The sequence below is a fragment of the Rhizobium sp. HT1-10 genome, from assembly GCF_049472505.1.
Lineage (GTDB): Bacteria > Pseudomonadota > Alphaproteobacteria > Rhizobiales > Rhizobiaceae > Rhizobium.
On the sequence record NZ_JBCEBQ010000001.1, the window covers coordinates 369897 to 396186 of the forward strand.

Here is a 26290-nt window from a genome sequence, read left to right on the forward strand (position 1 = left end):
CCATATTCGGAAGGCATTTGGTGAACATCGGAATGACCGGATATTGGAAGAGGTTGGTAAAATGCGATTTTTCGTTGCCACATTATTGGCCACAGCCAGCTTTCTTGCGCCGGTTGCAGGCTTCGCTGAAAGCGCCGACGTCGAGGCGACGATAAAAAGAGTCGATCTGAAAAATCGGAGCATCACGCTGGACGACGGCAGGACCTACCAGGCATCAGCCGCTTTCGAGTTCGAGGGACTAGCAGTCGGCCTCAAAGTTATCGTCTTCTATACGGAAGTCGATGGACGCCGCCTCATCAACGATCTCGATATCGTCTAAAACCAAGCAATGGATCAGTCGATCCAGCCGATGGTCTTTGCCCCGAGATCGATCTTCAGAATGCGGTCCTGCGGGATCTGGCCCTCGGCGGCCTCATTCTTGGGGGTATCGGCGATCAGGCGAAACAGCGCGCGGATGACGCCGCCATGGGCAACGCAGACCGTCGGCTTGTCGACCGACTGCAGCCAGGCCCCAACCCGCCACGACAATATTTCATAGCTTTCGGCATCCTCACCAGGAGGAATGAAGTCCCACTTGGCGGCATTGCGCTCCGCAAGCCGATCCGGCTGCGTCAGCTTGACTTCCTTGAGCGTGGAGCCCTCCCAGGCCCCGAACGACACTTCGACCAGCCGCTCGTCCGTGCGGTACGCCTCCGGTGGAAGCCCCATCGCAGCGCGCACGATTTCCATCGTTGCGCGCGTGCGCTTGAGAGGGCTTGCGACATAGTCGAAGGTCCCGGCACTGTCGCCGAGAATGGCGGCCAGCGTCAATCCGTTGACGCGGGCCTGCTCGCGACCGACCTCATTGAGTTCGATATCCCGCTGCCCCTGCAGCCGGCGCTCGGCGTTCCAGTCCGTCTGGCCGTGGCGGATGACGTAAAGCGGCAAAAGCAGTTCCTGTCTAAGGTCAGTCCTTGATGACGGAGATGTCAGGCGCATCGACGGCCTTCATGCCAACGACGTGATAGCCGCTGTCGGCGTGATGGACTTCGCCGGTGACCGAACGCGACAGGTCGGACAGCAGGTAAAGACCGACATCGCCGACTTCCTCGATCGTCACGGTGCGACGCAGCGGCGCGTTGTACTCGTTCCACTTCAGAATATAGCGGAAGTCGCCGATACCGGAGGCGGCCAAAGTCTTGATCGGGCCGGCCGAGACAGCGTTGACGCGGATGTTCTTCGGTCCGAGGTCGACGGCGAGGTACTTGACGCTGGCCTCGAGAGCGGCCTTGGCCACGCCCATGACGTTGTAGTTCGGCATGACCTTCTCGGCACCGTAATAGGTGAGGGTCAGCATCGCGCCGCCATCGGTCATCAGCTTCTCGGCGCGCCGCGCAATCGAGGTGAACGAGAATACCGAGATCTGCATGGTCTTGGCGAAATTGTCGGGCGACGTATCGACGTAGCGACCGGTCAGCTCGTCCTTGTCGGAAAAGCCGATGGCGTGAACCACGAAGTCGATCTTGCCCCACAGCTTTTCGACGGTCGTAAAGACATCGTCGATCGTGCTTTCATCGGACACGTCGCAGTGACCGACCAGATGTCCGCCGATTTCGGCAGCCAGAGGCTCGACCCGCTTCTTCAGCGCATCGCCCTGATAGGTTAAGGCAACCTCGCCGCCCTGTGCATGGATTGCCTTGGCAATGCCCCATGCAATCGAGCGGTTGTTGGCGACACCAAAGATAACGCCGCGTTTGCCTGCCATCAGGCCTGTCGCTTGAGCCATAGTCTGCTCCCTTGAACTTCAATCGACCCTGCCTATGGCATAGGCGGTTCGAGGGTTCAAGCTTGGCTGACATCATCAACTGTTAGGGAGCGTAATAAAGGGTGTGCGCTGCAAAAATATCAGAGAAACAGCCCGTCTTTCATGCTCCGCATCAGGTCGGTCATCTTGTGATCGGGTTTTTCCCACAGCATCAACCGTAGTTCGACCACAAGATCCCCCTTTCCGCCCGTTTCGTCCGGCAGACCTTCGCCGGTGATGCGGATCGTATGGTCGGAGCCGGACCATGCGGGGACGCTGACAGCGACCGGCCCTCGAGGCCCCTCGATGCTGGTCTCCCAGCCAAGCACGGCATTCTCGATCGTGACCGGAAGCGGGGTATGGAGGTCGGAGCCCTTCACGGCAAACCGTTCGTGCGGTTCGAGATGCACTGTGACCGCCACATCCCCGCGCATCATGCCCTGCAGCTTCAATCCCTGGCCCTTCAGACGAACGACATGGCCGTCGCTCATGCCGGCAGCGGCCTGGAAGCGCACTTCCTTGCCGTCGGCAAGCGGCACGGTGATCCAGCGGTTGCTGATGATATCGTCGAGCGTGATGCGCGCTTCGGCGGCAATCTCCGGCGCCTTTTCCTGGGCGGGGGGCGCAATGCCTGTAATCCGACGCACGAAGGAGGTCAGGATGGCGAATGGTGGCAGCCCGATGATGGCGGCGATGGCGCTGGTGGCGACCGCCGGCTCGGCACCGTCAGGGCCGGCATCGACGACTTCCGGTTCGGCTGGCTCGCTGGCCTGCTGCGCGGAGGCTGGCTTTTCGACGGGGGAGGCGGCGGCGCGGGCGCCGAAAATGCGCTCGACCATATCCTCCGCCGTTTCCGGCGCGGCGGCGTCGGCAGCGGATGCGGTCCCCGATGGTGGCGGTTGCGCGGTCGACGACGAAGCCTTCGCGGCTGCAGCGGCAGAGGCGCTGGCGGCAGCACTTGCCGCCTTCTGGGCTTTCTGCGCGGCGGCGCGGGCGAGTTCTTCCATGACCCGTTCCGCGTTGGCACGGGCGACCTTGGCGCGCTCCTCGGCCTCGCGGGCGGCCTGGCGCTGCTGCATGATGGTCGGGCCGTTGCCCTTTGCGGAAGACGACATGTTGGTCACCTGATCGTAGCGACTACGTTTCTTCGGATCTTTCAATGTTTCATAGGCACGACCGATTTCGGCAAAGCGTGCAGTTGCCGTCGGGTCGTCGCGATTGTGGTCGGGATGGACCGCCTTGGCCATGGTCCGCCACGCTGCCTTGATCTCGTCAACGTCGGCGTCCTGTCTGACGCCCAGGGTCTTGTATGGATCACGCATTCTTCGATCGCCGCTTTTCATCGGCAGGGTCAAAAGGCCCTGCCGTACTCACTCAACGCACGCCACGGCTCATCCGCCAGAAGCGGAATCCGTCACGCATATATTGTGATCCTGCTGGACAGTTGCTAATCAGGCGTTACAGTGCGCCTTCGGCCTCAGGCGAACTTCGGCAATGGTTATTCATTCACTAAAAATTGGGGTAATAAACGGCCGGACGGTTAACTCTGCCGGTCTCTTCCGCCATTTTGAAGCATCTCATGCATCGCCGGCGCGCACCCCAAGCCGGTAAAGGACAGGACGGCCCATGCAGGAAATCTGGATCGATTATCTCAACGCTCTCGATGTGAAGGCCCTGGCGCTGACCAATGACGACATCCTCGATGCGGTGTCCAAGGCGCTCGATGCCCAGGGGCGGGGCGAGACCGTCATCGAGCCACGCGTCCACCTTGTGCCTGAGAGCTCCGACAAGGGGCACTTCAATGTGCTGCGCGGCTATGTGAAGGCGCTCGGCTATGCCGGCGTCAAGGTGGTCGGGGATTTCGTCGACAACTACAAAGTCGGCCTGCCCTCCGAGATGGCGGTGCTCAATCTGTTCGACCCCAATACCGGCGTGCCCAGGGCCATCGTCGATGCCACCGCCATCACCGACATGCGCACCGGTGCCGTGACCGCCATCGGCGCTCGCCACTTGGCCCGCAAGGACAGCAAGATCCTCGGTCATGTCGGCGCGCGCGGCACTTCTTATTGGAACGTCCGGCTGCTCGACCACATCTTCGATTTCGACGAAATCCGCATCCATTCCCGCCGCCCCGAAAGCCGCAATGCCTTCGCGGCCCGGCTAGAGCAGGACTTGGGCAAGAAGATCGTCGTCACCGACAACTGGCAGGGCTGCCTTGACGGCGCAGACATCCTTATCGAGGCGAGCCGCCTGCCGGAGCCCACGCCGCTTCTGAAGACCGCCTGGGTCAAGAAGGGTGCCTTCGTCGTTCCCTATGGCACGATGAGCGCGCTGGAATTCGATCTCACCGACATCATGGACAAGGTGGTGGTCGACGATTGGGGCCAGTGCGGTCCCGGCCGTCCCTACGGGGCGCTGCGCCGGCATGTCGACGAAGGCAAGGTGACGGCGGAAAATCTGCACGCCGAAATCGGCCAGATCGTCTGCGGCGCGCGGCCCGGCCGCGAGAGCGATGATGAAACCATCCTGTTCTGGCATCGCGGCCTCAGCACCACCGATATTGCGCTAGGGGCTGCCATGGTCGATAAGGCGCGGCAGCTGGGCATCGGCCAGCGCCTGCGCTTCGCCTGAGGTCGTTGGCGCATGGAGGCCAGCATGGATAGCAGCAGCGTCACCTTCACGCCCACGGGCGGCAGCGTCGAGGCAGTGTGCGCCATCTCTAGGCTCTGCGCCAAGGTGGAGATCGGTGCAGACGCCGTTGCCGCTATCGACGCCGCCTATGCCTGTCTCCTTCGTCATGCGGGAAGCGGGGAGGCGATCTACGGCGTCAGCACCGGTCTCGGCGCCGCCGTCGACACCCGCCTCGATCCCTCATCCGGCTCCGCCCAGTATCGCATACCGCGCCCCCGCGCCGTCGGCGTCGGCCGGTTTGCGGAAGTGGAGGAGGTGCGCGCCATGATGGCGGTGCGGATCGCCCGCTTCTGTCTCGGCTATTCCGGGGTCTCCGCGCCTGTCGTGCAGACGCTCGCCGACATGCTCAACCATCGCATCCACCCGCGCGTGCCGATGACCGGCTCGCTCGGCGAGGCAGACCTGGCGCCGCTCGCTCACATCGCGCTGACGCTGATCGGCGAGGGTGCCGTCCTTGCCCCGCAAGGCGCTGTCATGTCAGGCGCCGAAGCCTTCGCTGCATCAGGCCTGCCTCTGCCGGCCTTCGGAGTGAAGGACGGGCTGTCGCTCATCTCCTCCAATGCTGCCTCGATCGGGCTCGCCTGCCTTCTGCTGCAGGATGTCAGGCATGTCCTCGACGCCCATCTCGGCGCGGTCGCCCTGTCCTTCGAGGGCTTTCGCGCGAATGTCGACCCTCTCCATCCCTGGGCAGATCGCCTGCGGCCGGGCCCGTGCCAGGGCGAAGCGGCGGCGGCCATCAGGACGCTGCTCGAGGGCGGCGACCTCGTCGCAACAAAGGCCGCGCGCCGACTTCAGGATCCGCTCAGCCTGCGCTGCGCCCCAGCCGTATCCGGCACGGCCCTTCACGCATTGAGGGCTGCCTATGCCGCCACCGAACTTGAACTGCGCTCCAGCGACGACAATCCCTCTGTCATCGCCGATCAGGATCTCGTTCTGCCGACCGGCAATTTCGATCCGACACATATGGTGCTTGCCTTCGACACCCTCGGTCTGGCGCTTGCGCGACTGGCGGCGATGGCGGCGGAGCGGATGATGAAGCTTCTGTCGCCAGGCTTCTCCGACCTGCCGCGCTTCCTTGCGCCTGACGAACCGGGCGCCAACGGCTTTGGCGCGCTGCAAAAGACGATTGCCGCATTGACGGCGGAGATCGGCCATCTGGCTCTGCCGATGCCGTTTGCCGTCACACCCGTCGCGGATCGGGTCGAGGACTATGCATCCATGTCGATGTCGGTGATCGACAAGACGCAGCGGCTGGTCGAGAAGCTGCGTTATCTGACCGCGATAGAGCTGATCATTGCCGCCCGTGCCATCGATCTGCGAGGCAACATCGCTCTTGGACAGGGTGCGAAAACCCTGATGGCAAAGGTGCGGACGATCGTCCCGCCGCTGGATCGGGACCGGTCGTCGAGCGACGACATCTATGCTCTCTCCCGTGCCGTCGCTGCCGGACGTTTGCTGCCGCCCCAGTTCGACCTGTAGCGCCGCCGCTCCATTGCGAGCAATCGCCTGCGTGACATCGTAAAGTCTCAGGTAAGCTTAGGCTGCTATCATGAAGGGTAATCTTCTTCGACTTGACGCAAGCTGTGGGGCCACGCGATCATGACATCAACCTATCAGAGCTTTACGCTCGATACGCGAAATATGACGTCGACGCTGTCGCGGGTGGCTTCGCAGACCAGCACCAAGCGTGAAATCGACTACTACAACGCCCACATCGGCAAGGTGAAGACGCTCGACGACCTGATGGGCAACTATCAGCTCTACAGCTACGCCATGAAGGCGCATGGTCTCGAAGACTTCACCTATGCTAAAGGCTTCATGAAGAAGGTCTTCACCAGCGACCTCAGCGACCCCACCAGCTTTGCCAACCGCCTGAACGATCCCAAATACAAGCAGATCGCCGCCGCCTTCAATTTCGGCGCGACGGGTGCCGCTACTGCCCAGACCGCAAGCACCCAGACGAAGATGTTCGGCACGGCCGCCACCAAGACGACCGATGCGTCCATCGGTCTCTATCAGCAGTCCTTCGCCACGGAGGAAGCGGCCGCCAAGACCGAGACCAACTACTATGACGCCAATATCGGCTCGATCAAATCAGTCGACGACCTCCTCAAGAACAGCCGTCTCAGGGACTACGTGCTGAAGGGCTACGGCATCGACCCGAAGAACGTCTCCACCAGCTTTCTGAGATCGATGCTGACAAGCGACCTCAGCGACCCCAATAGCTTCGTCAATGTCAGCGGCAGCGCGGCCGGCAAGACCATAACCGCGCAATTCAATTTCAATGCCGACGGAACCATCGCGACGACAACGGCCGATAGCGACAAGGCCTATTACGAGGCGAATATCGGGGCGGTGAAGTCGGCAAGCAATCTCGTCTCCGACGCCCGGCTGTTCGATTACGTCAAGGCCGCCTATGCGATCCCGTCCGGCATCACCGACGTGCAGTTCACCGCATCGATTGCCGATGCCGGCACGGCGGCGCGATACGGCCTGACCTCCGCGCTGGCGCAGTTCAACTTTCAGCCGAGCGGCGCCGTTCCCGACGGTGCCTCTGTGCAGACGGCCGACCAGATCGCAACCACATCGCAGAATTACGTCGCTCAGTACAAGAGCCAGGCCCAGACGCTCGGGCAGAAGGCGGTCATCATGGACGCCTATAACGACACGGTGCCGACCTTCGTGACGGCAGCCGCCGCCGCCGACGATGCCGCCTACTACAAGGCCAACATAGGCTCTGTCACCTCGGTCGAGGAACTGACCCACAACAAGCGTCTCTTCGACTATGTCAAGATCGCCTACAATCTCGAGGCGCTGGACGGGCAGGCGACGGAAAACACGCTGCGCTACGATTTCGAGACGGCCATGGAAGATCCGACCTATGCCAAGCTGATCGGCTTTTCCGACGTGGTGGCGCAGTTCAACTTCCAGTCTGATGGCACGGTGGCTTCCGGTCAGAAGGCGCAGACTGCCACGCAGTTGGATGCCGCGACAAAATCCTATGCGGCAAACTACGCGGCGGAACAGACGGCAACCACCGTCGACGCCGTCGCGAACTACAAGACCCGCATCGCCGACGTCAAAACCATCGAGCAGTTCTTCGCCAGCAACGCTGCCGACAAGAACAAGAAGAACGACAATCTTCCCGAACTCTACCAGATGGCGCTGCGCACCTACGGCATCGGCGAGAACGAGATCTCCAAGGCGGAGATGAAGAAGATCATGGAGAGCGATCCCTATGATCCAAAGAGCTACGTGAACAAGCTGAAGGACGACCGCTTCGTCAACCTGGCCAAGGCCTTCAATTTCGATAGCGAGGGCAAGCTGAAGCTGCCCGTAGCTGCGCTCTCGACCACGCAGATCAACAGCTATATCTCGGAATACTCCAAGGATGCGAAACGCGGCCTGACCGGAACTGCGCTTACCAAGGCCGTTGCCGACATCAAGACCACTGCCACCTATTTCGCCACGCACATGGCCGACGTCACCAACCTTGACGACTTCCTGAAGGACAGCAAGCTGACGAGTTTCGTGCTGACGGCCAACGGCTTCGACCCCAAGAAGGTGACGGCCGATACGCTGAAGAAGGCCTTCACCTCGGATCCCGACAAGGCCAAGAGCTTCATCAACACCCCCGATGGCGCCCCCTATAAGGCCATCGTCGAGGCATTCAACTTCGGCAAGGACGGCAAACTGGTCGACACCAAGCTTGGAACGGCGCAGAACAAGGGCGCGCTCGACGCGACCAACGATCTCTATCTGCACCAGACGCTGGAAAAACAGGAGGGCGAGGCCAATGACGGCATCCGCCTGGCTCTCTATTTCCAGCGGCAGGCGCCCAATATCAACTCGGTCTACGACATCATGGCCGATAGCGCTCTCTACTCGGTGGTAACAACCACCTACAGCCTGCCGAGCGCCATCTCCTCGATGGACGTGGACGCGCAGGCGAAGCTCCTGAAGAAATTCGTCAACGTCGACGACTTGCACGACTCCAAGAAGCTGAACAAGCTGATGCAGCGCTTCTCCGTCGAATACGACCTGAAGAACGGCAACGGCGGCTCGTCCTCGGCGCTGACCGTCCTGCAATCGAACGGCACCTTCGGCATCAGCGCGGATACGCTGCTTTCGATCACCCAATTGAAGCGCGGCTGACCGGCCGATTTGCGGCAACGCGCGATCCCGCATCGCAATCCTGCGATGCGCCATAGGCTGATTCTGTTTTAAACGTCCGGATCGGGAAAGAGGCTTCAGCTCTGTGGCTGAAAAGCCAGAACCTGCCAGTCATTGTCGCCGACGAGGCAGGCCTTGCCGTAGAAATTGGCGATCCCGTCATAGGCGTGGCGGGTGGTGCGGAACTGCCGGCAGACCTGGCCGGTGGCATTGTTCTCAACGATGGTATCGATGACGCCGGCACTGCCGGTCGAGGCGTTGGCCCAGGCGAGCGGCTGGCCCTTGAGCTTGCTGAGATCGGCGGAGGTTACGGCGTTGCGAACGGTCACTTCGTCGGAGACCGTGTCGGGCGCGGACGCGGGTTTTGGAACAGCGCTTGTCGTAACCGACCTATCGACCTTGGTGGAGCTGAAGAGATCCATGCCGCCGGTCGTGCAGCCTGTAAGCGACAGAAGAACCATAACGGTGGCGGCGATCATGCCGCGCTTTGATAGCAGGCCCTTTGTATAGACTGTCGACTTTGCTATGACTTCCACCGTGTGCTGTTGTCAGAAAACTGACAAGTTGATTAAATGCGGAGCGTTTCAGGAATATGTCGGAAAACGAGTTAACAAGCAGTGACTTCACCCTGCAAAACGAACCGTTTGTGCTATTTTCGAGCTGGTTGGAGGAAGCCAAGGCTTCCGAGGTAAACGATCCGAATGCAGTTGCGTTGGCAACGGTCGATGAGGATGGGTTGCCTAACGTTCGGATGGTCCTCCTGAAGGGTTTCGATCATCAAGGATTCGTATTCTATACAAATTTTGAAAGTCAGAAAGGCCAAGAACTCCTTTCCCAGAAAAAAGCAGCCATGTGTTTCCACTGGAAATCGCTGCGCCGGCAGGTCAGGCTGCGCGGACCGGTTGAAGTCGTCAGCAATGACGAGGCAGACGAGTATTTCAAGAGCCGGGCGCGCGGCAGCCGGATCGGCGCCTGGGCGTCCAAGCAGTCGCGCCCGCTGGAAAGCCGATTCGCGCTGGAAAAGGCGGTTGCCGAATACACCGCCCGTTATGCCATCGGCGAAATCCCGCGTCCCGAATATTGGTCCGGCTTCCGGATCAGGCCGCAATCCATCGAGTTCTGGAAGGACGGCAAGTTCCGGCTTCACGATCGCATCGAATTCCGTCGGGCAACGCTGGAGGCCAACTGGGACAAGGTACGGATGTATCCTTGAGGCCGGCTAACCAGTTTTTCCGAACATCCGCATCGGAATGCCTGAGGCCAGCGCTTCGACATAGCGGGCTTTCTGGTAGAAGCCATTCAGTGAGATGCGCGGCAGAAGGGTCATCGCCCCCGCTGCCGTTTCCATGACGGTGCCAGGCCGCGTCGTCACCCCGACCTCGAAACCGAGGCTGGCTGCGATCTGCCCCTCCCGCAGCGATATCGCCTCGCGGGTGCCGTAGGGATAGGCGATCGTCGTCGGCAGCACCCCGGTCAGTGCCGCGACATAACCGGCGGATTCGCGAATCTCGAAGGCGACTTCCGCTGTGCTCAGCCGCGCCAGCGCCCTGTGGCTGACGGTATGGGCGCCGAGCGAGACGAGAGGATGGGTTGCCAGCGAGCGCAGCTCGCGAAAATCCATCACCAGCGAGCGCACGATCTCCAGCGGCTGAATGTCATGTGCCTCCGCCAGTGCGTCGATCGCCGAGACCGCCTGCATTTCGTCGTGCTGGTGAACGAAGGCGGCAAAGCGGTCGAAGGCCAGTTGCTTGGCGTCGGCATCGGCGAGATCGAGCCGCTCCTTGCCCTGGCCGAAGTCGAACACGAGCGACTGGTGCGTGCCCAGCAGCACCGTCAGCGTCTCCCACCACATGGTATGGGTGCGCTCCGAAAGCCCCTTGGCGACAAAGATGGTGAAGGGTACGCCATGGCGCTCGAATACCGGCAGCGCATGTTCGAGATTGTTGCGGTTGCCATCGTCGAGCGTGAAGGCGGCAAAGCGCTGCTGCCTGCCCCGGGCTTCGGCGATCCGCTTCGGCAGCGCCTCGAGCGTTAGGAATGTCCGGCCCTCCGCCTTCATCTCGCGGATGGTCCGGTCGAGGAACTCGGGCGAGATTTCGAGATGACGGTTCGGCTCGAAGGGCAGGGGGGTATGCGGACGGACATGGTGCAGGGTGAAGATGGCGCCAAGGCCGGCGGCATCCTTCATGGCGCCAAGCGATTTCAGCAGCAGGGCCGCATCCAGCCCGCCCGCTATCGCTGCCTGTTTGAGCCGGCGCTGAAGCCCGCGGCTGATGAGATGTCCCATGATGTCGATCCGGCTCGCAGAATCCCGGCCTATGGCCGACAGTGGGAGACTAGCGCATCAGCCTTAAGCCTTGCTAAATTCTGCTTAAATTTGTTGATATTAACCCCGCCTTTACCCTGACCCGCAAAATAGAGCCTAAGTTGTCGCGATCGTCTCGAAATCGCGGCAAAAAGGCGCTTCTGTCGCTAAATTGGACATGAAGCCGATCGCGGCGCATTGGCATTTGTTTCGATTGGGGACATCGATGAAGAAATTTTGGGTCGCTCTATCGGCAGCGGTCGTGCTGGCAAATTCGTCCATCGCAGCCTATGCCGGCAGCGCCTACTTCATCATGGATGCCAAGAATGGCAAGGTTCTCGCTTCCGAGAGCGCCGATACGCTCAACCACCCGGCATCCCTGACCAAGATGATGACCCTCTATCTGGCCTTCGAGGCGCTGCATCGCGGCAAGCTCGGTTGGAACTCCGAGCTCAGGGTGTCGAGCAATGCCGCCGGCAAAAGCCCGACCAAGCTCGGCCTGCGCCCCGGCAGCACCGTCAGCGTTCGCGAAGCCGTCAACGGCATGATCATCAAGTCGGCCAACGATGCCGCCACCGTCGTCGCCGAGGCGCTCGGCGGCAGCGAAAGCGGCTTCGGACGGATGATGACCGCCAAGGCCCGCCAGCTCGGCATGAGCCGCACCACCTTCGTCAATCCGTCGGGCCTGCCAGATCCCCGCCAGATCACCACCGCCCGTGACATGTCGACGCTCGCCGTCGCGCTGATGAACGACTACCCGACCGAATACCGCCTGTTCTCGCAGACCGGCTTCGTCTATCGCGGCCGCCCGGTCCGTGGCCACAACAACCTGATGTATCGCTACAAGGGCATGGACGGCATCAAGACCGGCTACACCAATGCCTCCGGCTTCAACATCGTCAGCAGCGTTCGCGACGGCAATCGTCGCCTCATCGGCGTCGTTCTCGGCGGCGCCACCGCCCGCGCCCGCGACGACAGGATGGCAGGCCTTTTGAACCGCTACATGAGCCAGGCATCGTCGGGTGGCAGCAGCCGCATGGTGGCCAGCATCGGCGGTCGCAGCAGCATCAGCCGCACGCCCGAGGTGGAAGTTGCCTCCGCGTCGCCAGATCTCGACATTCCTGTACCTGTCGCGCCACGCCATACGGCCACCATCAGCCGCACTGTCCCGACCGACCCCGGTTTTGCCGTCCCGGTGGACCGTCCGCAGCCGATGCCGGTGATGGCAAGTGCTGCCCCGCCGGCAGCCATTCCCTCAGCCCCGGAAATTTCCGCGTCCAGCGAATCCTCGGGCGCCTGGCAGGTCCAGATCGCCGCCACTCCATCGGCTGCCGAAGCCAAGGAGCTGCTTGCCAAGGCCCAGGCCAAGACCGGCGGCCCGTTGCTCAACGCCTTCGCCTATACGGAAGAAGCCGGCAAGGGCAAGAAGAAGGTCTACCGCGCCCGCTTCGTCGGCTTCGACAGCCGCGCCGCCGCCGACAACGCCTGCAGCGCGCTGAAGAAGCACGACTACAAGTGCACGGCGATGCCGGGCTGATGCCGCTTGCGGCCGGGCATTCCGGTCGCCCATACTGCATGGACGCCGAGGGGTGAATCAGGCATGTCTCCATGAGAACGGATGGGGAACGATAATGCTTGATGAGTTGACGGATCAGTTTGAAAAGGCATCACAATCCTATGCGGCGGCAAACGGCTTCGTTCGCGATGCGGACTGGTTCATGCTGAAGCTTCAAGAAGAGGTCGGCGAGCTGACGCAGGCCTTCAACCGAAAGACCGGCCGCGGCCGCCGCAAGGGTTTAAGCGATGAGCAGATGGCCGTTGCGCTGGCCGACGAGGCGGCCGATGTGCTTGGCCATGTATTGCTGCTCGCGAAGGCTCAGGATCTTGACCTTCTAGCGGCGATTGAACGGAAGTGGCGGTTTAGGCCTGGTTTTGCCTGACCACACAGTAAGGGCCGGTTATCGCGCCCCAGATAGAAGCGTTCGATAGAATTTCGTGTCTACAGCCATGATTGGAAATGGGGCTGGCAGGGCGAGCTTCGTGATTTCCTCAAACCCATTCTTCTCATAGAATCGGTGCGCGGCGAGAAACTTGGCGGTCGTGCCGAGATAGATCTCGGCGACATCCTGCCTCACAGCATGTTCGAGAAGCGTCTTGAGCAGTCGCCCGGCCAGGCCATGGCCGCCACCACGAAAGTCTGCGGCAACGAACATCTTTCGCAGCGCCGCCTGACGGTTGCCGATGTCCTTCAATCCGATCGTCCCGACGATCACCCCATCGGCTTGCGCAACCCAGAAGTTGCCGTTCCCCGACTGATAGAAGGCTGGTATTGCAGCGAGATCCGGCTGTTCCTCGGCTGTCACCGCAATGCCGAATTCCTCGCGCTGGATCGGCAGGATGACGCCCATCACAGCCGTCATGTCCTTGATCTCGAACGGTCTGATGGCGATATCGACCACGGCCTAGCTCCGACCTTTCCAACCCTCAGGCCTTCGTCCCACCCACAGTCACCTGGTCCATCCTCAGATGCGGCTGGCCGACGCCAACGGGGACCCATTGGCCGCCCTTGCCGCAGTTGCCGATGCCGGTGTCGAGGCTGGTGTCGTTGCCGATCATCGAGACGCGCTTCATCGCATCCGGGCCGTTGCCGATCAGCATGGCGCCCTTGATCGGCGCGCCGATCTTGCCGTTCTCGATCATGTAGGCCTCGGTGCAGCCGAACACGAACTTGCCGGATGTGATGTCGACCTGGCCGCCGCCGAAGGAGACGGCGTAGATGCCCTTCTTCACGGAGGCGATGATTTCGGCAGGGGTCTTGTCGCCCGACAGCATGAAGGTGTTGGTCATGCGCGGCATCGGCACATGGGCATAGCCCTGGCGGCGTCCGTTGCCGGTCGGCTTCATGCCCATCAGCCGGGCATTCTGGCGGTCCTGCATGTAGTTGACCAGCTTGCCGTTCTCGATCAGCACGTTGTAGGCCGACGGCGTGCCCTCGTCGTCGATGGTGATCGAGCCGCGGCGGTTTTCGATGGTGCCGTCGTCGACGACGGTGACGCCGGGGGCGGCAACCATTTCACCCATCAGTCCGGCAAAGGCCGAAGTCTTCTTGCGGTTGAAATCACCCTCGAGCCCGTGCCCGACGGCCTCGTGCAGCATCACGCCCGGCCATCCGTTGCCGAGCACGACGTCCATCGTACCGGCCGGTGCTTCCATGGCGTCGAGATTGATCAGTGCCTGGCGCAGCGCTTCGTCGGCGCCGTAGTGCCAGCTGTCCTCGGTGATGAAATCGGTAAAGCCGACGCGGCCGCCGGTGCCGTAGGAGCCGGATTCCTGCCGGTCGCCATCGCCGACCATGACTGAAATGTTGATGCGTGTCATCGGCCGGACGTCGCGGACACGGTGGCCATCGGCGCGCAGGATGTCGACGACCTGCCAAGAGGCGGCGACCGATGCGGTGACCTGGCGAACCTTGCCGTCCTTGTCGCGCAGATAGCTGTCGATCTGCTGCAGGAGCTTGGCCTTGTCCTCAAAGCTCGGGCTGCCGATCGGGTTCTCGTCGCTGTAGAGTTTTGTGTTCGTCCGCTGCGGCGCCGCGGCATAGGAGCCGGCATAGCCGCGCGTCACGGCGCCGACGGCATCGGCGGCACGCTTCAGCGCCGCTTCCGAGAGGTCGCCGGCATGGGCATAACCGACCGCTTCGCCGGCAACGCTGCGCAGGCCAAAGCCCTGTTCTGTGTTGAAGCTGCCGCCCTTCATCCGACCATTGTCGAAGGTCAGCGATTCGGACTGGACGTGCTCGACGAAGAGTTCGCCGTCATCGGCGCCATTGAGCGCGTCGGCAACGATGCCGCGCAGCTTGGTTTCATCCGTGTCGAACAGGGTAAGCAGATCGGTGTTCATGAGATTGGTGCTCCGTTCATGCCGATGTAGGTCCGCCGCGCGGGCAGAGCAAGGCCCGCCGATCAGGGAAGGGCGGTATAGCCTTCGGCAAAGCCTTTGAGGTCGACGGGAATGCCGATGCCTTCTTCCTGGGTCTGGAAGACCGTGAAGGTCGCGGTCGTGCCCTTGCGCAAGGTGCCGAGCAACTGCTCCTCGAGCACGACCTCCGCATAGCAGCCGTCGGAGAAGCAGCGGGCGAAATAGGCGTTACCGATATCGTTGCCGTCGACGTAGAGGCCGAGGCCGTTCGGCAGCAGCACACTCAGTGGCGCCTGCACGCGCAACAGCCCGGTCTTGCCACCGGGCGCCTTGGAAATGGCCACGGAGATCTGCATCTCCGGTCGTTCCTGAGAAACCACCGTCTGGATCAGGACGCATTTCTTGGCCGGACTGCCGTCTGCCGTGCCGCAGACTTCCGTCCAGGCCCCGAATGTCGTCTTCGACTGACCGGCAGCGGGAGCGGCCGGTACTGGCTCGGCAGCCGGTACTGGCTCGGTGGCCGGAGCGGCTGTCGCCGGCGCGGTAGCAGGCGGCGTTGCGGGCTGGGCGGCAGGTGCGGGGCTCGGCTGCGGGGTCGGCGCCGTCTGGGCAGAAGCCGGCGCCACGCCGGACAAGACCAGCAGCGCCGCAGCGACCGTGCGGGGTACCCAAAAGCCGGCAGAAGAACCAAACCGCATCGAAGCCTCTTGTAAATGCGCCGCCCCGCAGAAGGCGGGGCGTCGTGAACCGTCATGACTCGGCAATCATGCCGCAACCGTCACGGCAGGACGTCGTAGCCCTCGCCGAAACCCTTGAGATCGACAGGGATACCGATCTTATCCTTATCCGCAGCCTCGCGAACGGAAAAGACCGCAGTCGATCCCGAACGCAGCATTTTCAAAAGATTATCGTCCAAAGCCACTTCCGCATAGCAGCCATCGGCAAAACAACGCACGAACTGGGTCTTTCCCAGATCTTTTCCATCGACAATCAGGCCAAGACCGCCATCGGTCGGCTGAAATGGATTGAGCAGGACGCCGAGCGGCGCAAGCACGCGCAGGATCTTGGCCTTGCGATCAGCCGTCTTCAGCACGACGACGGAAAGGCCGACTTCAGGCCGATCCTCGGCAATGACGTTCTGCATCAGCGCGCACTGGTTGGTCTGGGCACCGGCCGGCTTGTCGCAGATGACGGACCATGCGCCATGCATCGATTGAACGGTGCCGGGCGGCTGCTGACCGACCTGTGGCGTGCCCTGAGCCGGTGCCGGTGCCGGCGTGGCGGCCTGAGGCTGCTGGGCAAAAACGGGCAGTGAAGCCGAAGCGGCGATACCTGCCGCCAGCAATCCCAGCCGCGCGAGCGTACGAAAACCCATGGAAACCCCTAGTGTCGAATCATTGCGGCCATTCTTGCGGCTGTACCCGGCAAATGAAAGCCCTTGAGCCTGGATTCCATTTTCACTGCGGCGGAAATAGGACCTGCGAGGGCATTTGTCGAAGCCCGGGCCAGGATAGACGTCTGATTTTCCGTCATATCCAACAATACTTGGCATTTGAGGGCTGCCGGAAAGATTAGATCGAGCAAAAATGCCGCACGGGCAAAAAGCGGGAATTGTTGCTGCTTCGACGAAACTGTGGTTTGAAGAGCGTGAGGAATGGTGGGATTCTGCGTTTGAACGGAGAGGGTTCAGGCGCTTTAGGGAGATACATCGTCATGAAGAGGACCAATGCAGTTCTGGCGTCGCTCGCCTGTCTGCTCTTTACGACCCGTAGTTTTGCCGATCAACCGCAGCCGTGGCAGATGGGGATGCAGCCATCGGCAACGCCGATCATGAGCCAGGTGCGGTGGTTCGAGCAGTATACGCTCTGGTTCATCGTGCCGATTACGCTGTTCGTCCTCGCCCTCCTGATCATCGTCATGGTGAAGTTCCGCGCCAGCAAGAACCCCGTGCCGTCGCGCACCAGCCACAACACGCTGATCGAAGTGGCCTGGACTGTCGGTCCGGTGCTGGTGCTGCTGTTTCTGGCCGTCCCGTCCTTCGACCTTCTGACCGCGCAGCTGACTTTCCCGAAGAATCCCGACGTCACCGTCAAGGTCACGGGGACGCAGTGGCAGTGGAACTACGAATACGAAAACTCCGGCGATACGCCGCTGGCCTTCGATTCCTACATGCTGAAGGATCCAGACCGGGCCGCTTCCGGCAAGACCGACAAGTCGATCTATCCGCGTCTGCTGGCCGTCGACAACGAGCTGGTGCTGCCGGTCAACAAGATCGTCCGCGTGCTCGTCACCGCAGCGCCGACCGATGTCATCCATTCCTTTTCCATGCCGTCCTTCGCCATCAAGACCGACGCCGTGCCCGGCCGCCTGAACGAGACCTGGTTCAAGGCCGAGCGCGAAGGCATGTTCTACGGCCAGTGTTCGGAGTTGTGCGGCAAGGACCACGCGTTCATGCCGATCGCCATCCGGATCGTCTCCGAGGACAGGTACAAGCAGTGGCTGACGGTCGCCTCGACCGATCTGAGCAAGGCCAACAAGGCGCTGATGGCCGAGGTTGACGCACCGTCGCAGACGGTCGATGTCGCCGCGAACGTCGCGCAGTAATCCGGGGGGAGATGATTAACATGGCTGGTTCCGCCACACACGACAAGCTGACCGATGCCCACGATCATGGCGACGCCCATGCCCATGGCGGCGATCACGCGCACAAGCCGAGCTTTGCCAATCGCTGGCTGTTCTCGACCAACCACAAGGACATCGGCACGCTCTACCTGATCTTCGCGATCATCGCCGGCGTCATCGGCGGTATCCTGTCCGTGCTGATGCGCATGGAACTGCAGGAGCCCGGCATCCAGATCTTCAATGGTCTCGCCGCCATGGTCTACGGCTATTCGGGCGATGCCGCCATCGACGGCGGCAAGCAGATGTATAACGTCTTCACGACCGCTCACGCGCTGATCATGATCTTCTTCATGGTCATGCCGGCAATGATCGGCGGTTTTGCCAACTGGATGGTGCCGATCATGATCGGCGCGCCTGATATGGCCTTTCCGCGGCTGAACAACATCTCCTTCTGGCTGATCGTGCCGGCCTTCATCCTGCTGTTGCTGTCTATGTTCGTCGAAGGCCCGGCCGGCGCCTATGGAGCCGGTGGCGGCTGGACGCTCTATCCGCCGCTCTCCTCGACGGTCGGCCATCCCGGCCCGGCGGTCGATCTGGTGATCTTCGCGCTGCACATCGCCGGCGCCTCGTCGATCCTCGGCGCCATCAACTTCATCACCACCATCCTCAACATGCGCGCCCCCGGCATGACGCTGCACAAGATGCCGCTGTTTGCCTGGGCCGTGCTGATCACGGCCTTCCTGCTGCTGCTGTCGCTGCCGGTTCTCGCCGGCGCGATCACCATGCTTTTGACCGACCGCAACTTCGGCACGACCTTCTTCGCGCCCGAAGGCGGTGGCGATCCGATCCTGTTCCAGCATCTGTTCTGGTTCTTCGGCCATCCGGAAGTCTACATCCTGATCCTGCCCGGCTTCGGCATGATCAGTCACATCGTCTCAACCTTCTCGAAAAAGCCGATCTTCGGCTATCTCGGCATGGCCTATGCCATGGTGGCGATCGGTGCCGTCGGCTTCGTCGTTTGGGCGCATCACATGTATTCGGTCGGCCTGTCGCTCGACACGCAGCGCTACTTCGTCTTTGCGACGATGGTCATTGCCGTGCCGACGGGCGTGAAGATCTTCTCCTGGATCGCCACCATGTGGGGCGGATCGATCTCGTTCCGCACGCCGATGATCTGGGCGATCGGCTTCATCTTCCTGTTCACCGTCGGTGGTGTCACCGGCGTCCAGCTGGCCAATGCCGGCCTCGACCGGCCGGTCCACGACACCTATTACGTCGTTGCCCACTTCCACTACGTCCTGTCGCTCGGTGCCGTATTTGCAATCTTTGCTGCCTGGTACTATTGGCTGCCGAAGATGAGCGGCTATATGTACAACGAGAAGATCGGCAACCTGCACTTCTGGGTGATGTTCGTCGGCGTCAACATGGTGTTCTTCCCGCAGCATTTCCTCGGTCTTGCCGGGATGCCGCGCCGTTACATCGACTATCCCGATGCCTTTGCCGGCTGGAACTTCGTTTCGTCGATCGGCTCCTACATTTCCGGCGTCGGCGTCCTGATCTTCCTCTACGGCGTCTATGACACGTTTGCGAAAAAGCGCGTCGCCGGCAACAATCCCTGGGGCGAGGGTGCCACCACCCTCGAATGGCAGCTGTCGTCGCCACCGCCCTACCACCAGTGGGAAGAACTCCCGCGTATCAAGTAATCGCGTGTCAAAGCGCCGCCGGTCGGGCGGCGCTTTGCTCGCGGCAACACTGGACTGAGTAATGACCGTTATCGACACCAACGAGATCCTGGCTTCCGAAGGCGACATTGGCCTTTCGAAGGCGAGCGCGCGCGACTATTTCGAGCTTCTGAAGCCCGGCGTCATGCAGCTCGTGGTGTTCACGGCGTTTGCAGGCCTGATGCTGGCGCCCGGTCACATCAATCCGTTTCTCGCTGTCATCTCGATCCTCTGCATCGCCGTCGGTGCCGGTGCCTCCGGCTCGCTCAACATGTGGTATGATGCCGATATCGACGCCATCATGACCCGCACCGCCAAGCGTCCGATCCCGTCGGGCCGCGTGACCGGCGCGGAAGCGCTTGGCTTCGGGCTGGTGCTGTCGGGCTTCTCGATCGTCATCCTTGCGCTCGCTGTCGGCTGGCTGCCCGCCGCCATCCTTGCCTTCACCATCTTCTTCTACGCCGTCGTCTACACCATGTGGCTGAAGCGCTCGACGCCGCAGAACATCGTCATCGGCGGTGCTGCCGGCGCCTTTCCGCCCGTCATCGGCTGGGCCTGCGTGACAGGCACCGTGCCGATGGAGAGCATCGTCCTGTTCCTCATCATCTTCCTCTGGACCCCCGCCCACTTCTGGGCGCTGGCGCTGTTCAAGATGAAGGACTACGGCGCCGTCGGCGTGCCCATGCTGCCGAATGTCTCGGGCATCCCCACCACCAAGAACCAGATCGTCGTCTATGCCGTGCTGACAGCCATCGTCGGCGTGGCGCCGACCATGATGGGCATGTCTTCGATCGGCTACGGTATCGTCGCCGGCGTTCTCGGCGCCATCTTCGTCTACTGTTCGATCACGGTCTGGCGGATGCCGGAAACCGATGTGAAGATGGTCCCGGCCAAGCGGATGTTCGCCTATTCGATCTTCTATCTTTTTGCCATCTTCTCCGCCCTGATGATCGACCGGCTGGTGACAGTCCTGTCCTCGGGAACTGGAGGCTGGTTCTGATGGAAACCATCAAGCTGAGCGACACCCAGAAGAAATCGAGACGCGGGCGCAATATCGCGCTCGGTCTGGTGCTCGCCGGTCTCGTGGTGATTTTCTACGTGATGACGATCATCAAGATCGGCACAGGACATTAGGGGAGAGGCTCTTTGGAGGAGGAGACATCGGGGAGAGCAAGGTCGGCCGGTCGCAACAACGGCCTGATCGTGATGATGTGCCTGAGTTTCGTGGTCGGCATGGGCGCGATGAGTTATGCGGCGGTGCCGCTCTACCGCATGTTCTGCCAGGTCACCGGCTTCAACGGCACGACGCAGCGCGTCGAGCAGGCCTCGACCGTCATTCTCGATCGGCATGTCCGCGTCACCTTCGATGCCAACGTCGCCTCCGGTGTACCCTGGGACTTCAAGGCCATGCAGCGCGAAGTCGATCCGAAGATCGGCGAGACGGTCATGATCAAGTTCGTCGCCGAAAACAAATCCGACCAGCCGACCCGCGCCCAGGCGATCTTCAACGTCTCTCCGGTCGAAGCCGGGGCCTATTTTAACAAGGTGCAGTGTTTCTGCTTCAACGAGACCGATCTTGCGCCGGGGGAAAAGCGCGAGATGCCGGTGGTCTTCTACATCGATCCAGAGATCACCAAGGCGCCGGAGACCAAGGACATCGGCACGATGACGCTGTCCTATACATTCTATCCACGGGACGATGCCAAGCCCGTGGCGTCGAAAGAGGACCCGGCCAAGGCCGTGGTGAAGAAGCTTTAGGGAGGAGGGCGCCCGGTTCGCCGGCGTCTTAAGGGAAAAGTTATTCGGGGATTGCTGACATGGCCGACGCACACCAGAAGAACCACGATTATCACATCATAGATCCAAGCCCCTGGCCGATCCTCGCGTCGATAGGCGCGCTCGTCGTCACCTTTGGCGGCGTCGCCTATATGCGCTACCTCAACAACAGCCCGTTCAAGCTGTTCGGCTTCGATTTCGCCGGCCCCTGGCTGTTCTTCATCGGGCTCGCCGTCATCCTCTATGTCATGTACGCTTGGTGGGCCGATACGGTGAAGGAGGCCCATGAGGGCGCCCATACCCGCGTCGTGTCGCTGCACCTGCGCTACGGCATGATCATGTTCATTGCCTCAGAGGTGATGTTCTTCGTCGCCTGGTTCTGGGCCTATTTCGACGTCAGCCTGTTTCCCAACGAAGCCATCCAGGCCTCGCGTGTCATCTTCACCGGCGGACAATGGCCGCCGAAGGGCGTCGAGGTGCTCGATCCCTGGCACCTGCCGATCTACAACACCATCATCCTTCTCCTGTCCGGCACGACAGTCACCTGGGCCCACCACGCGCTGCTGCACAACGACCGCAAGGGCATGATCCAGGGCCTCGCCCTGACCGTGGCGCTCGGCGTATTGTTTTCCGCCGTCCAGGCCTACGAATACGCGCACGCCCCCTTCGCCTTCAAAGCCTCGATCTACGGCGCCACCTTCTTCATGGCGACCGGTTTTCACGGCTTCCACGTGCTGATCGGCACGATCTTCCTGCTGGTCTGCCTCATCCGCGCCATCCGTGGTGACTTTACTCCGAAACAGCATTTCGGCTTCGAAGCCGCCGCCTGGTACTGGCACTTCGTCGACGTGGTCTGGCTGTTTCTGTTCTTCGCCATCTACATCTGGGGCGGCTGGGGCGCGCCAGTTGCCGGCTGACGCAAGGGAGTGAGGACTTGGGGAAGAGGGTGCATCCCCATCCTCCCTCATTCCTGTGCTCGTCACAGGAATCCAGCCACGGCGCGTCCGCGACGTGAGAGACCCTCTCGCGCTCAGCGATCTCGAGCGCTGTGAGGGCCCTCGCGCCTAAAAATTTAGCGGCAATCGGAAAGCAAATGCTTTTCGTCCCCCGCCCTGGAAGGCATGACAGCATGACGGAAGACACCGCCCATTACCCGCCGGTCGATCCCTTCAAGGTCGGCCTCAGTGGCCGCTGCCCGCGCTGCGGCCAGGGCAAGCTGTTCGACGGCGTACTGGCCCTAAGGCCCCGCTGCGCCGCCTGCGGCCTCGACTATTCGTCCGCCGACTCGGGCGATGGCCCGGCGGTCTTCGTCATCCTGATCGTCGGCTTCATCATCATCGGCATGGTGCTCTGGCTGCAGGTCAACTACGGCCCGCCGATCTGGGTACACGGCGTCCTGTTCGGCCCCCTCACCATCCTCCTGTCGCTGCTGGCCCTGCGCTGGAGCAAGGGCATTTTTGTCGCCCTGCAATACCGCAACAATGCCAGCGAGGGTCGCATCGAGCGTGAGTGATATCGCAACCGAAAAGCCGAGGGCGTCGATCGTCTGGCAGGTGGCGAAAGCCGCCATCCTTCTGGCCGTGCTGGCGATCCTGCTGGTGCTCGGCACCTGGCAGGTCCAGCGCCTGCATTGGAAGGAAGGCCTGATCGCCGATATCGCCGCAAGGCAGGCCGCAGCACCCGTCGCACTCGCCGAAATCGAGGCAATGGCGGCAAAGGGCGGCGATATCGAATATCGCCGCATGACCGTCTCCGGCCGCTATCTCAACGACAATGAGCGGCACTTCTTCGCGACCTACAACGGCATGTCGGGCTTCTACATCTACACGCCGCTGCTTCTTGCCGACGGCCGCACCCTGTTCGTCAACCGCGGCTTCGTCCCTTACGACCAGAAGGAGTCGAAGACGCGCGAGAAGGGTGAGCTCGCCGGCGAGCAGACGGTGGCCGGCCTTGCCCGGGCAAAACTGCCGGGCAAACCGTCCTCGCTGCTGCCCGACAACGATCTTGCCAAGAATATCTTCTACTGGAAGGACCTCGACGCGATGGCGGCGAGCGACGGGCTTGATCCGGCAAAAGTCCTTCCCTTCTTCGTCGATGCCGACGCAACGGCCAATCCCGGTGGCCTTCCGGTCGGCGGCGTGACGATCGTCGAACTGCCCAACGACCATCTGCAATATGCCGTCACCTGGTATGGCCTGGCGGCAGCGCTGGTCGCCATCGTCGCCATCAGCTGGTTCCGCAAACGTCATCCAGACGCCCCGTCGCAATAGCGGGATTTTGCCGGCGCCTGTGCGCAGACAATAGAATTGCTTCAATTCACTGACGGTTTAGGCTAGATGGGCGGGCAGGGCGCACCTATCTGTAGTCTGCCCCTCCTGACCCGGACTTTTGGAAAAGACATGAACATCGCGGTTTCGAAACCTGCCCTGACCATCCGGCTCTGCGGCCCGCGCGGCTTCTGCGCCGGCGTGGATCGGGCGATCCAGATCGTCGTGCTGGCGCTCAAGTCCTATGGCGCGCCGGTCTATGTTCGCCATGAAATCGTCCACAACCGCTATGTCGTCGAGGGTCTCGAGGCCAAGGGCGCGATCTTCGTCGAGGAGCTCGGCGAAATCCCGCCGGAGCACCGCAAGCAGCCGGTCGTCTTCTCGGCCCACGGCGTGCCGAAATCCGTGCCCGCCGATGCCGACAGCCGCAATCTCTTCTATCTCGACGCGACGTGCCCGCTGGTCTCCAAGGTGCACAAGCAGGCGATGCGCCATAACAGGCTCGGCCGCCACGTCGTGCTCATCGGCCATGCCGGCCACCCGGAGGTGATCGGCACGATGGGCCAGCTGCCCGAAGGCACCGTGTCGCTGGTGGAAACCATCGACGACGTCGACGCCTACGTGCCCGTCGACCCGGACAATCTCGGCTATGTCACGCAGACGACGCTGTCGGTCGACGATACCGCCGGCGTCATCGCGCGGCTGCAGGAGCGCTTTCCGAACCTGACGGCGCCGTCTGCCGATTCGATCTGCTATGCCACCACCAACCGCCAGGAAGTGGTGAAGCAGGCGGCTCCGGGCTGCGACCTGTTCATCATCGTCGGCGCCCCCAACTCGTCCAATTCCAAGCGGCTGGTCGAAGTGGCGCTGCGGGCCGGCGCAAAACAATCCGTTCTTGTCCAGCGCGCGTCGGAAATCGACTGGGACAATATCGGCGACATAGCTACGGTCGGCCTCTCCGCCGGCGCGTCTGCACCGGAGGTCATCGTCAACGAGATCATCGAGGCTTTCCGGATGCGCTATGATGCGCAGGTCGAGCTGGCCGAAACGGTCAAGGAAACCGAGAACTTCCTGGTCAATCGCGAGCTGCGGGATGTCGAATTGACATCCGCCGACATGGCCTTCGTCAACGGCGAATAGAACACGATTATCGACGCCAACGCAGGAAGCATCCGTGGCCGTTTACACCGATATTACCGAAGACGATCTGAAGACCTTTTTGACCCAATATGATTGCGGCGAACTGACATCCTACAAGGGGATCGCCGAGGGCGTCGAGAATTCCAATTTTCTGCTGCACACCACGCGCGATCCGCTGATCCTGACGCTCTACGAAAAGCGCGTCGAGAAAAACGACCTGCCGTTTTTCCTCGGCCTGATGCAGCATCTGGCCGCGCGTGGCCTGTCCTGCCCGCTGCCGCTGCCCCGCAACGACGGCGCGCTGCTCGGCGAACTCTCCGGCCGGCCGGCCGCCCTGATCTCCTTCCTCGAAGGCATGTGGCTGCGCAAGCCCGAGGCGCGGCACTGCCGCGAAGTGGGCGTTGCGCTGGCGCAGATGCACGTCGCCGGCGAAGGCTTTGCCATCGAGCGGCCGAACGCGCTCTCCTGCGCCGGCTGGCAGCCGCTCTGGGACAAGTCGGAGACTCGAGCCGACGAGGTCGAGCCCGGCCTGCAGGACGAAATCCGCGCCGAACTCGCCTTCTTCGATGCCCACTGGCCAACGGATTTGCCCACGGGCGTCATCCACGCCGACCTGTTTCCCGACAACGTCTTCTTCCTCGGCGACACGCTTTCCGGCCTTATCGACTTCTATTTCGCCTGCAACGACATGCTGGCCTACGATGTGTCGATCTGCCTGAATGCCTGGTGCTTCGAGAAGGACGGCGCCTACAACGTCACCAAGGGCACGGCGATGCTCGATGGCTACCAGAGTGTACGGCCGCTGAGCGAGGCGGAGATTGCCGCGCTGCCGACGCTGGCGCGCGGCTCGGCGCTGCGCTTCTTCCTGACGCGGCTCTACGACTGGCTGATGACGCCGGCCGGAGCCCTCGTCACCAAGAAGGATCCGCTCGAATATCTGCGCAAGCTGCGCTTTCATCGTCAGGTTGCCACGGGCGCCGAATATGGGTTGGCTAAAGCATGAAACATGTCGATATCTTCACGGACGGTGCCTGTTCCGGTAACCCCGGCCCGGGCGGCTGGGGCGCCGTCATGCGCTATGGCGATGTCGAGAAGGACCTCTGCGGTGGCGAGGCCGAGACGACCAACAACCGCATGGAACTGATGGCGGCGATCTCCTCGCTCGGTGCGCTCAAGGATGCCTGCGAGGTCGATCTCTACACGGACTCGAAATACGTCATGGACGGCATCTCGAAGTGGATTCACGGCTGGAAGAAAAACGGCTGGAAGACCGCCGACAAGAAGCCGGTGAAGAACGCCGAGCTCTGGCAGGCGCTCGACGCCGCCCACAGCCGCCATAAGGTCACCCTGCACTGGGTCAAGGGCCACGCCGGCCACCCCGAGAACGAACGCGCCGACGAACTCGCCCGCAAGGGCATGGAGCCGTTCAAGAAGCGCTGATTGGCCACCGTCTCCCGGCAGTCCGCGCGCCTGCCGGGCGCTCATCTCCGCCCGGCTCTTTCGACCGTCGCCACCAAATCAGGTTGCCGCCTGTCGATTTCGCTCTATGGTGCGGCGGTCATCTGGGAGGTTTCACATGATCCTGCATTGCGTCTTCCTGCGCTTCAAGGCGGCCATCACGGCACCGGAAAAGCAATCCATCTTTGAGGCGGTCGTCGCGCTGAAGCAGGTGATCCCGGGCATTCTCGACGTCAAATACGGCCCCAACGTCTCGCCGGAAGGCCTGCACGGCGGCTTCGTCGACGGCTTCGCGGTGATTTTCGAAAGCGCAGAAGCCCGCGACGCCTACCTCATCCACCCGGAACACGTGGCCGTCGGCGAGCGCATCGTCTCCTCGACGGATGGCGGACTTGCCGGGCTGCTGGTGTTCGATCTGAATATCTGAGGCACCCCG

At 61.9% G+C, this 26290-nt stretch carries 28 protein-coding genes; 19 read left to right on the plus strand and 9 right to left on the minus strand.

The genetic code is table 11. The annotated features are described in order from the left end of the window. The first annotated feature begins 61 nt into the window (after positions 1 to 61). Positions 62 to 319: a DUF1344 domain-containing protein gene (locus VH564_RS01770; protein WP_423338707.1), complete on the plus strand. Its 258-nt coding sequence runs from the start codon at positions 62 to 64 to the stop codon at positions 317 to 319. A gap of 14 nt (positions 320 to 333) precedes the next feature. On the opposite strand, the gene VH564_RS01775 is transcribed toward VH564_RS01770, so the two are convergent. The 3 genes from VH564_RS01775 to VH564_RS01785 all read right to left on the minus strand — a co-directional run bounded on the left by VH564_RS01775 (position 334) and on the right by VH564_RS01785 (position 3105). Then, on the minus strand, positions 334 to 927 hold the full coding sequence (locus tag VH564_RS01775) for a histidine phosphatase family protein (protein ID WP_423338111.1): 594 nt from the start codon (positions 925 to 927) through the stop codon (positions 334 to 336). A gap of 19 nt (positions 928 to 946) precedes the next feature. Then, positions 947 to 1765, minus strand: coding sequence for an enoyl-ACP reductase FabI (gene fabI, locus VH564_RS01780; RefSeq protein WP_423338112.1), 819 nt, complete (start codon positions 1763 to 1765; stop codon positions 947 to 949). A gap of 119 nt (positions 1766 to 1884) precedes the next feature. After that, positions 1885 to 3105 (minus strand): DnaJ C-terminal domain-containing protein, encoded by a 1221-nt coding sequence (locus VH564_RS01785; RefSeq protein ID WP_423338113.1) that lies wholly within the window; start codon positions 3103 to 3105, stop codon positions 1885 to 1887. Between the two features lie 304 nt (positions 3106 to 3409). On the opposite strand from VH564_RS01785, the gene VH564_RS01790 reads away from it, so the two are divergent. The 3 genes from VH564_RS01790 to VH564_RS01800 all read left to right on the plus strand — a co-directional run bounded on the left by VH564_RS01790 (position 3410) and on the right by VH564_RS01800 (position 8629). Continuing rightward, positions 3410 to 4414 carry an ornithine cyclodeaminase family protein gene (locus VH564_RS01790; RefSeq protein ID WP_423338114.1) on the plus strand — a complete coding sequence of 335 codons (1005 nt, stop codon included), beginning with the start codon at positions 3410 to 3412 and terminating at the stop codon, positions 4412 to 4414. Between the two features lie 24 nt (positions 4415 to 4438). After that, entirely contained in the window at positions 4439 to 5953 is a 1515-nt protein-coding gene (locus VH564_RS01795) for an HAL/PAL/TAL family ammonia-lyase (RefSeq protein ID WP_423338115.1), read from the plus strand. A gap of 120 nt (positions 5954 to 6073) precedes the next feature. Then, positions 6074 to 8629, plus strand: coding sequence for a DUF1217 domain-containing protein (locus VH564_RS01800; RefSeq protein ID WP_423338116.1), 2556 nt, complete (start codon positions 6074 to 6076; stop codon positions 8627 to 8629). Between the two features lie 95 nt (positions 8630 to 8724). Here VH564_RS01800 and VH564_RS01805 read toward each other — a convergent pair whose 3' ends face one another. Next, positions 8725 to 9183, minus strand: a complete 459-nt coding sequence (locus VH564_RS01805) for an RT0821/Lpp0805 family surface protein (protein ID WP_423338117.1) — start codon at positions 9181 to 9183, stop codon at positions 8725 to 8727. A 56-nt stretch (positions 9184 to 9239) separates the two neighbouring features. Here VH564_RS01805 and pdxH point away from each other — a divergent pair, with 56 nt between their 5' ends. Next, positions 9240 to 9860, plus strand: coding sequence for a pyridoxamine 5'-phosphate oxidase (gene pdxH, locus VH564_RS01810; RefSeq protein ID WP_423338118.1), 621 nt, complete (start codon positions 9240 to 9242; stop codon positions 9858 to 9860). Between the two features lie 6 nt (positions 9861 to 9866). Here the strand turns inward: pdxH and VH564_RS01815 are convergent, their stop codons facing one another. Next, positions 9867 to 10922, minus strand: coding sequence for a polysaccharide deacetylase family protein (locus tag VH564_RS01815; protein WP_423338708.1), 1056 nt, complete (start codon positions 10920 to 10922; stop codon positions 9867 to 9869). Positions 10923 to 11178: 256 nt separating this feature from the next. Here VH564_RS01815 and VH564_RS01820 point away from each other — a divergent pair, with 256 nt between their 5' ends. Together VH564_RS01820 and VH564_RS01825 are read left to right on the plus strand one after the other, a co-directional pair. After that, on the plus strand, positions 11179 to 12489 hold the full coding sequence (locus tag VH564_RS01820) for a serine hydrolase (protein ID WP_423338119.1): 1311 nt from the start codon (positions 11179 to 11181) through the stop codon (positions 12487 to 12489). 94 nt (positions 12490 to 12583) lie between these two features. Beyond that, positions 12584 to 12892, plus strand: a complete 309-nt coding sequence (locus VH564_RS01825; protein WP_423338120.1) for a MazG nucleotide pyrophosphohydrolase domain-containing protein — start codon at positions 12584 to 12586, stop codon at positions 12890 to 12892. A gap of 18 nt (positions 12893 to 12910) precedes the next feature. Here VH564_RS01825 and VH564_RS01830 read toward each other — a convergent pair whose 3' ends face one another. The 4 genes from VH564_RS01830 to VH564_RS01845 form a co-directional block, all read right to left on the minus strand. Next, positions 12911 to 13411: a GNAT family N-acetyltransferase gene (locus VH564_RS01830; protein WP_423338121.1), complete on the minus strand. Its 501-nt coding sequence runs from the start codon at positions 13409 to 13411 to the stop codon at positions 12911 to 12913. 25 nt (positions 13412 to 13436) lie between these two features. Further along, positions 13437 to 14852: a metalloprotease TldD gene (tldD, locus tag VH564_RS01835; RefSeq protein ID WP_423338122.1), complete on the minus strand. Its 1416-nt coding sequence runs from the start codon at positions 14850 to 14852 to the stop codon at positions 13437 to 13439. Positions 14853 to 14914: 62 nt separating this feature from the next. After that, positions 14915 to 15568, minus strand: a complete 654-nt coding sequence (locus VH564_RS01840) for an invasion associated locus B family protein (RefSeq protein ID WP_423338123.1) — start codon at positions 15566 to 15568, stop codon at positions 14915 to 14917. Positions 15569 to 15648: 80 nt separating this feature from the next. Then, entirely contained in the window at positions 15649 to 16245 is a 597-nt protein-coding gene (locus VH564_RS01845; protein WP_423338124.1) for an invasion associated locus B family protein, read from the minus strand. 338 nt (positions 16246 to 16583) lie between these two features. Here VH564_RS01845 and coxB point away from each other — a divergent pair, with 338 nt between their 5' ends. The 12 genes from coxB to VH564_RS01905 all read left to right on the plus strand — a co-directional run bounded on the left by coxB (position 16584) and on the right by VH564_RS01905 (position 26281). Further along, complete coding sequence (coxB, locus tag VH564_RS01850) at positions 16584 to 17474, plus strand: cytochrome c oxidase subunit II (RefSeq protein ID WP_423338125.1); 891 nt, start codon at positions 16584 to 16586, stop codon at positions 17472 to 17474. A gap of 20 nt (positions 17475 to 17494) precedes the next feature. Further along, positions 17495 to 19195 carry a cytochrome c oxidase subunit I gene (gene ctaD, locus VH564_RS01855; RefSeq protein ID WP_423338126.1) on the plus strand — a complete coding sequence of 567 codons (1701 nt, stop codon included), beginning with the start codon at positions 17495 to 17497 and terminating at the stop codon, positions 19193 to 19195. Positions 19196 to 19256: 61 nt separating this feature from the next. Beyond that, a complete protein-coding gene (gene cyoE / locus VH564_RS01860; RefSeq protein WP_423338127.1) occupies positions 19257 to 20213 on the plus strand; it encodes a heme o synthase in 957 nt (318 codons plus the stop codon). Beyond that, the gene (locus tag VH564_RS01865; protein WP_423338128.1) at positions 20213 to 20347 is read left to right on the plus strand and encodes a hypothetical protein; all 135 of its coding nucleotides are present in this window, start codon (positions 20213 to 20215) and stop codon (positions 20345 to 20347) included. Before cyoE ends, VH564_RS01865 begins: the two co-directional genes overlap by 1 nt. A gap of 72 nt (positions 20348 to 20419) precedes the next feature. Then, positions 20420 to 20971 carry a cytochrome c oxidase assembly protein gene (locus VH564_RS01870; protein ID WP_423338709.1) on the plus strand — a complete coding sequence of 184 codons (552 nt, stop codon included), beginning with the start codon at positions 20420 to 20422 and terminating at the stop codon, positions 20969 to 20971. 59 nt (positions 20972 to 21030) lie between these two features. Further along, positions 21031 to 21906, plus strand: coding sequence for a cytochrome c oxidase subunit 3 (locus tag VH564_RS01875; protein WP_423338129.1), 876 nt, complete (start codon positions 21031 to 21033; stop codon positions 21904 to 21906). A 212-nt stretch (positions 21907 to 22118) separates the two neighbouring features. Beyond that, positions 22119 to 22502 (plus strand): DUF983 domain-containing protein, encoded by a 384-nt coding sequence (locus VH564_RS01880; protein ID WP_423338130.1) that lies wholly within the window; start codon positions 22119 to 22121, stop codon positions 22500 to 22502. Then, positions 22471 to 23259 (plus strand): SURF1 family protein, encoded by a 789-nt coding sequence (locus tag VH564_RS01885; protein ID WP_423338131.1) that lies wholly within the window; start codon positions 22471 to 22473, stop codon positions 23257 to 23259. The genes VH564_RS01880 and VH564_RS01885 overlap by 32 nt, the downstream gene beginning before the upstream one ends. Before the next feature lie 129 nt (positions 23260 to 23388). Then, positions 23389 to 24396 carry a 4-hydroxy-3-methylbut-2-enyl diphosphate reductase gene (gene ispH / locus VH564_RS01890; protein ID WP_423338132.1) on the plus strand — a complete coding sequence of 336 codons (1008 nt, stop codon included), beginning with the start codon at positions 23389 to 23391 and terminating at the stop codon, positions 24394 to 24396. 34 nt (positions 24397 to 24430) lie between these two features. Further along, positions 24431 to 25399: a homoserine kinase gene (locus VH564_RS01895; RefSeq protein ID WP_423338133.1), complete on the plus strand. Its 969-nt coding sequence runs from the start codon at positions 24431 to 24433 to the stop codon at positions 25397 to 25399. Then, complete coding sequence (gene rnhA, locus VH564_RS01900; RefSeq protein ID WP_423338134.1) at positions 25396 to 25836, plus strand: ribonuclease HI; 441 nt, start codon at positions 25396 to 25398, stop codon at positions 25834 to 25836. Before VH564_RS01895 ends, rnhA begins: the two co-directional genes overlap by 4 nt. Before the next feature lie 136 nt (positions 25837 to 25972). Then, positions 25973 to 26281 (plus strand): Dabb family protein, encoded by a 309-nt coding sequence (locus VH564_RS01905; protein ID WP_423338135.1) that lies wholly within the window; start codon positions 25973 to 25975, stop codon positions 26279 to 26281. Positions 26282 to 26290: the final 9 nt, after the last annotated feature.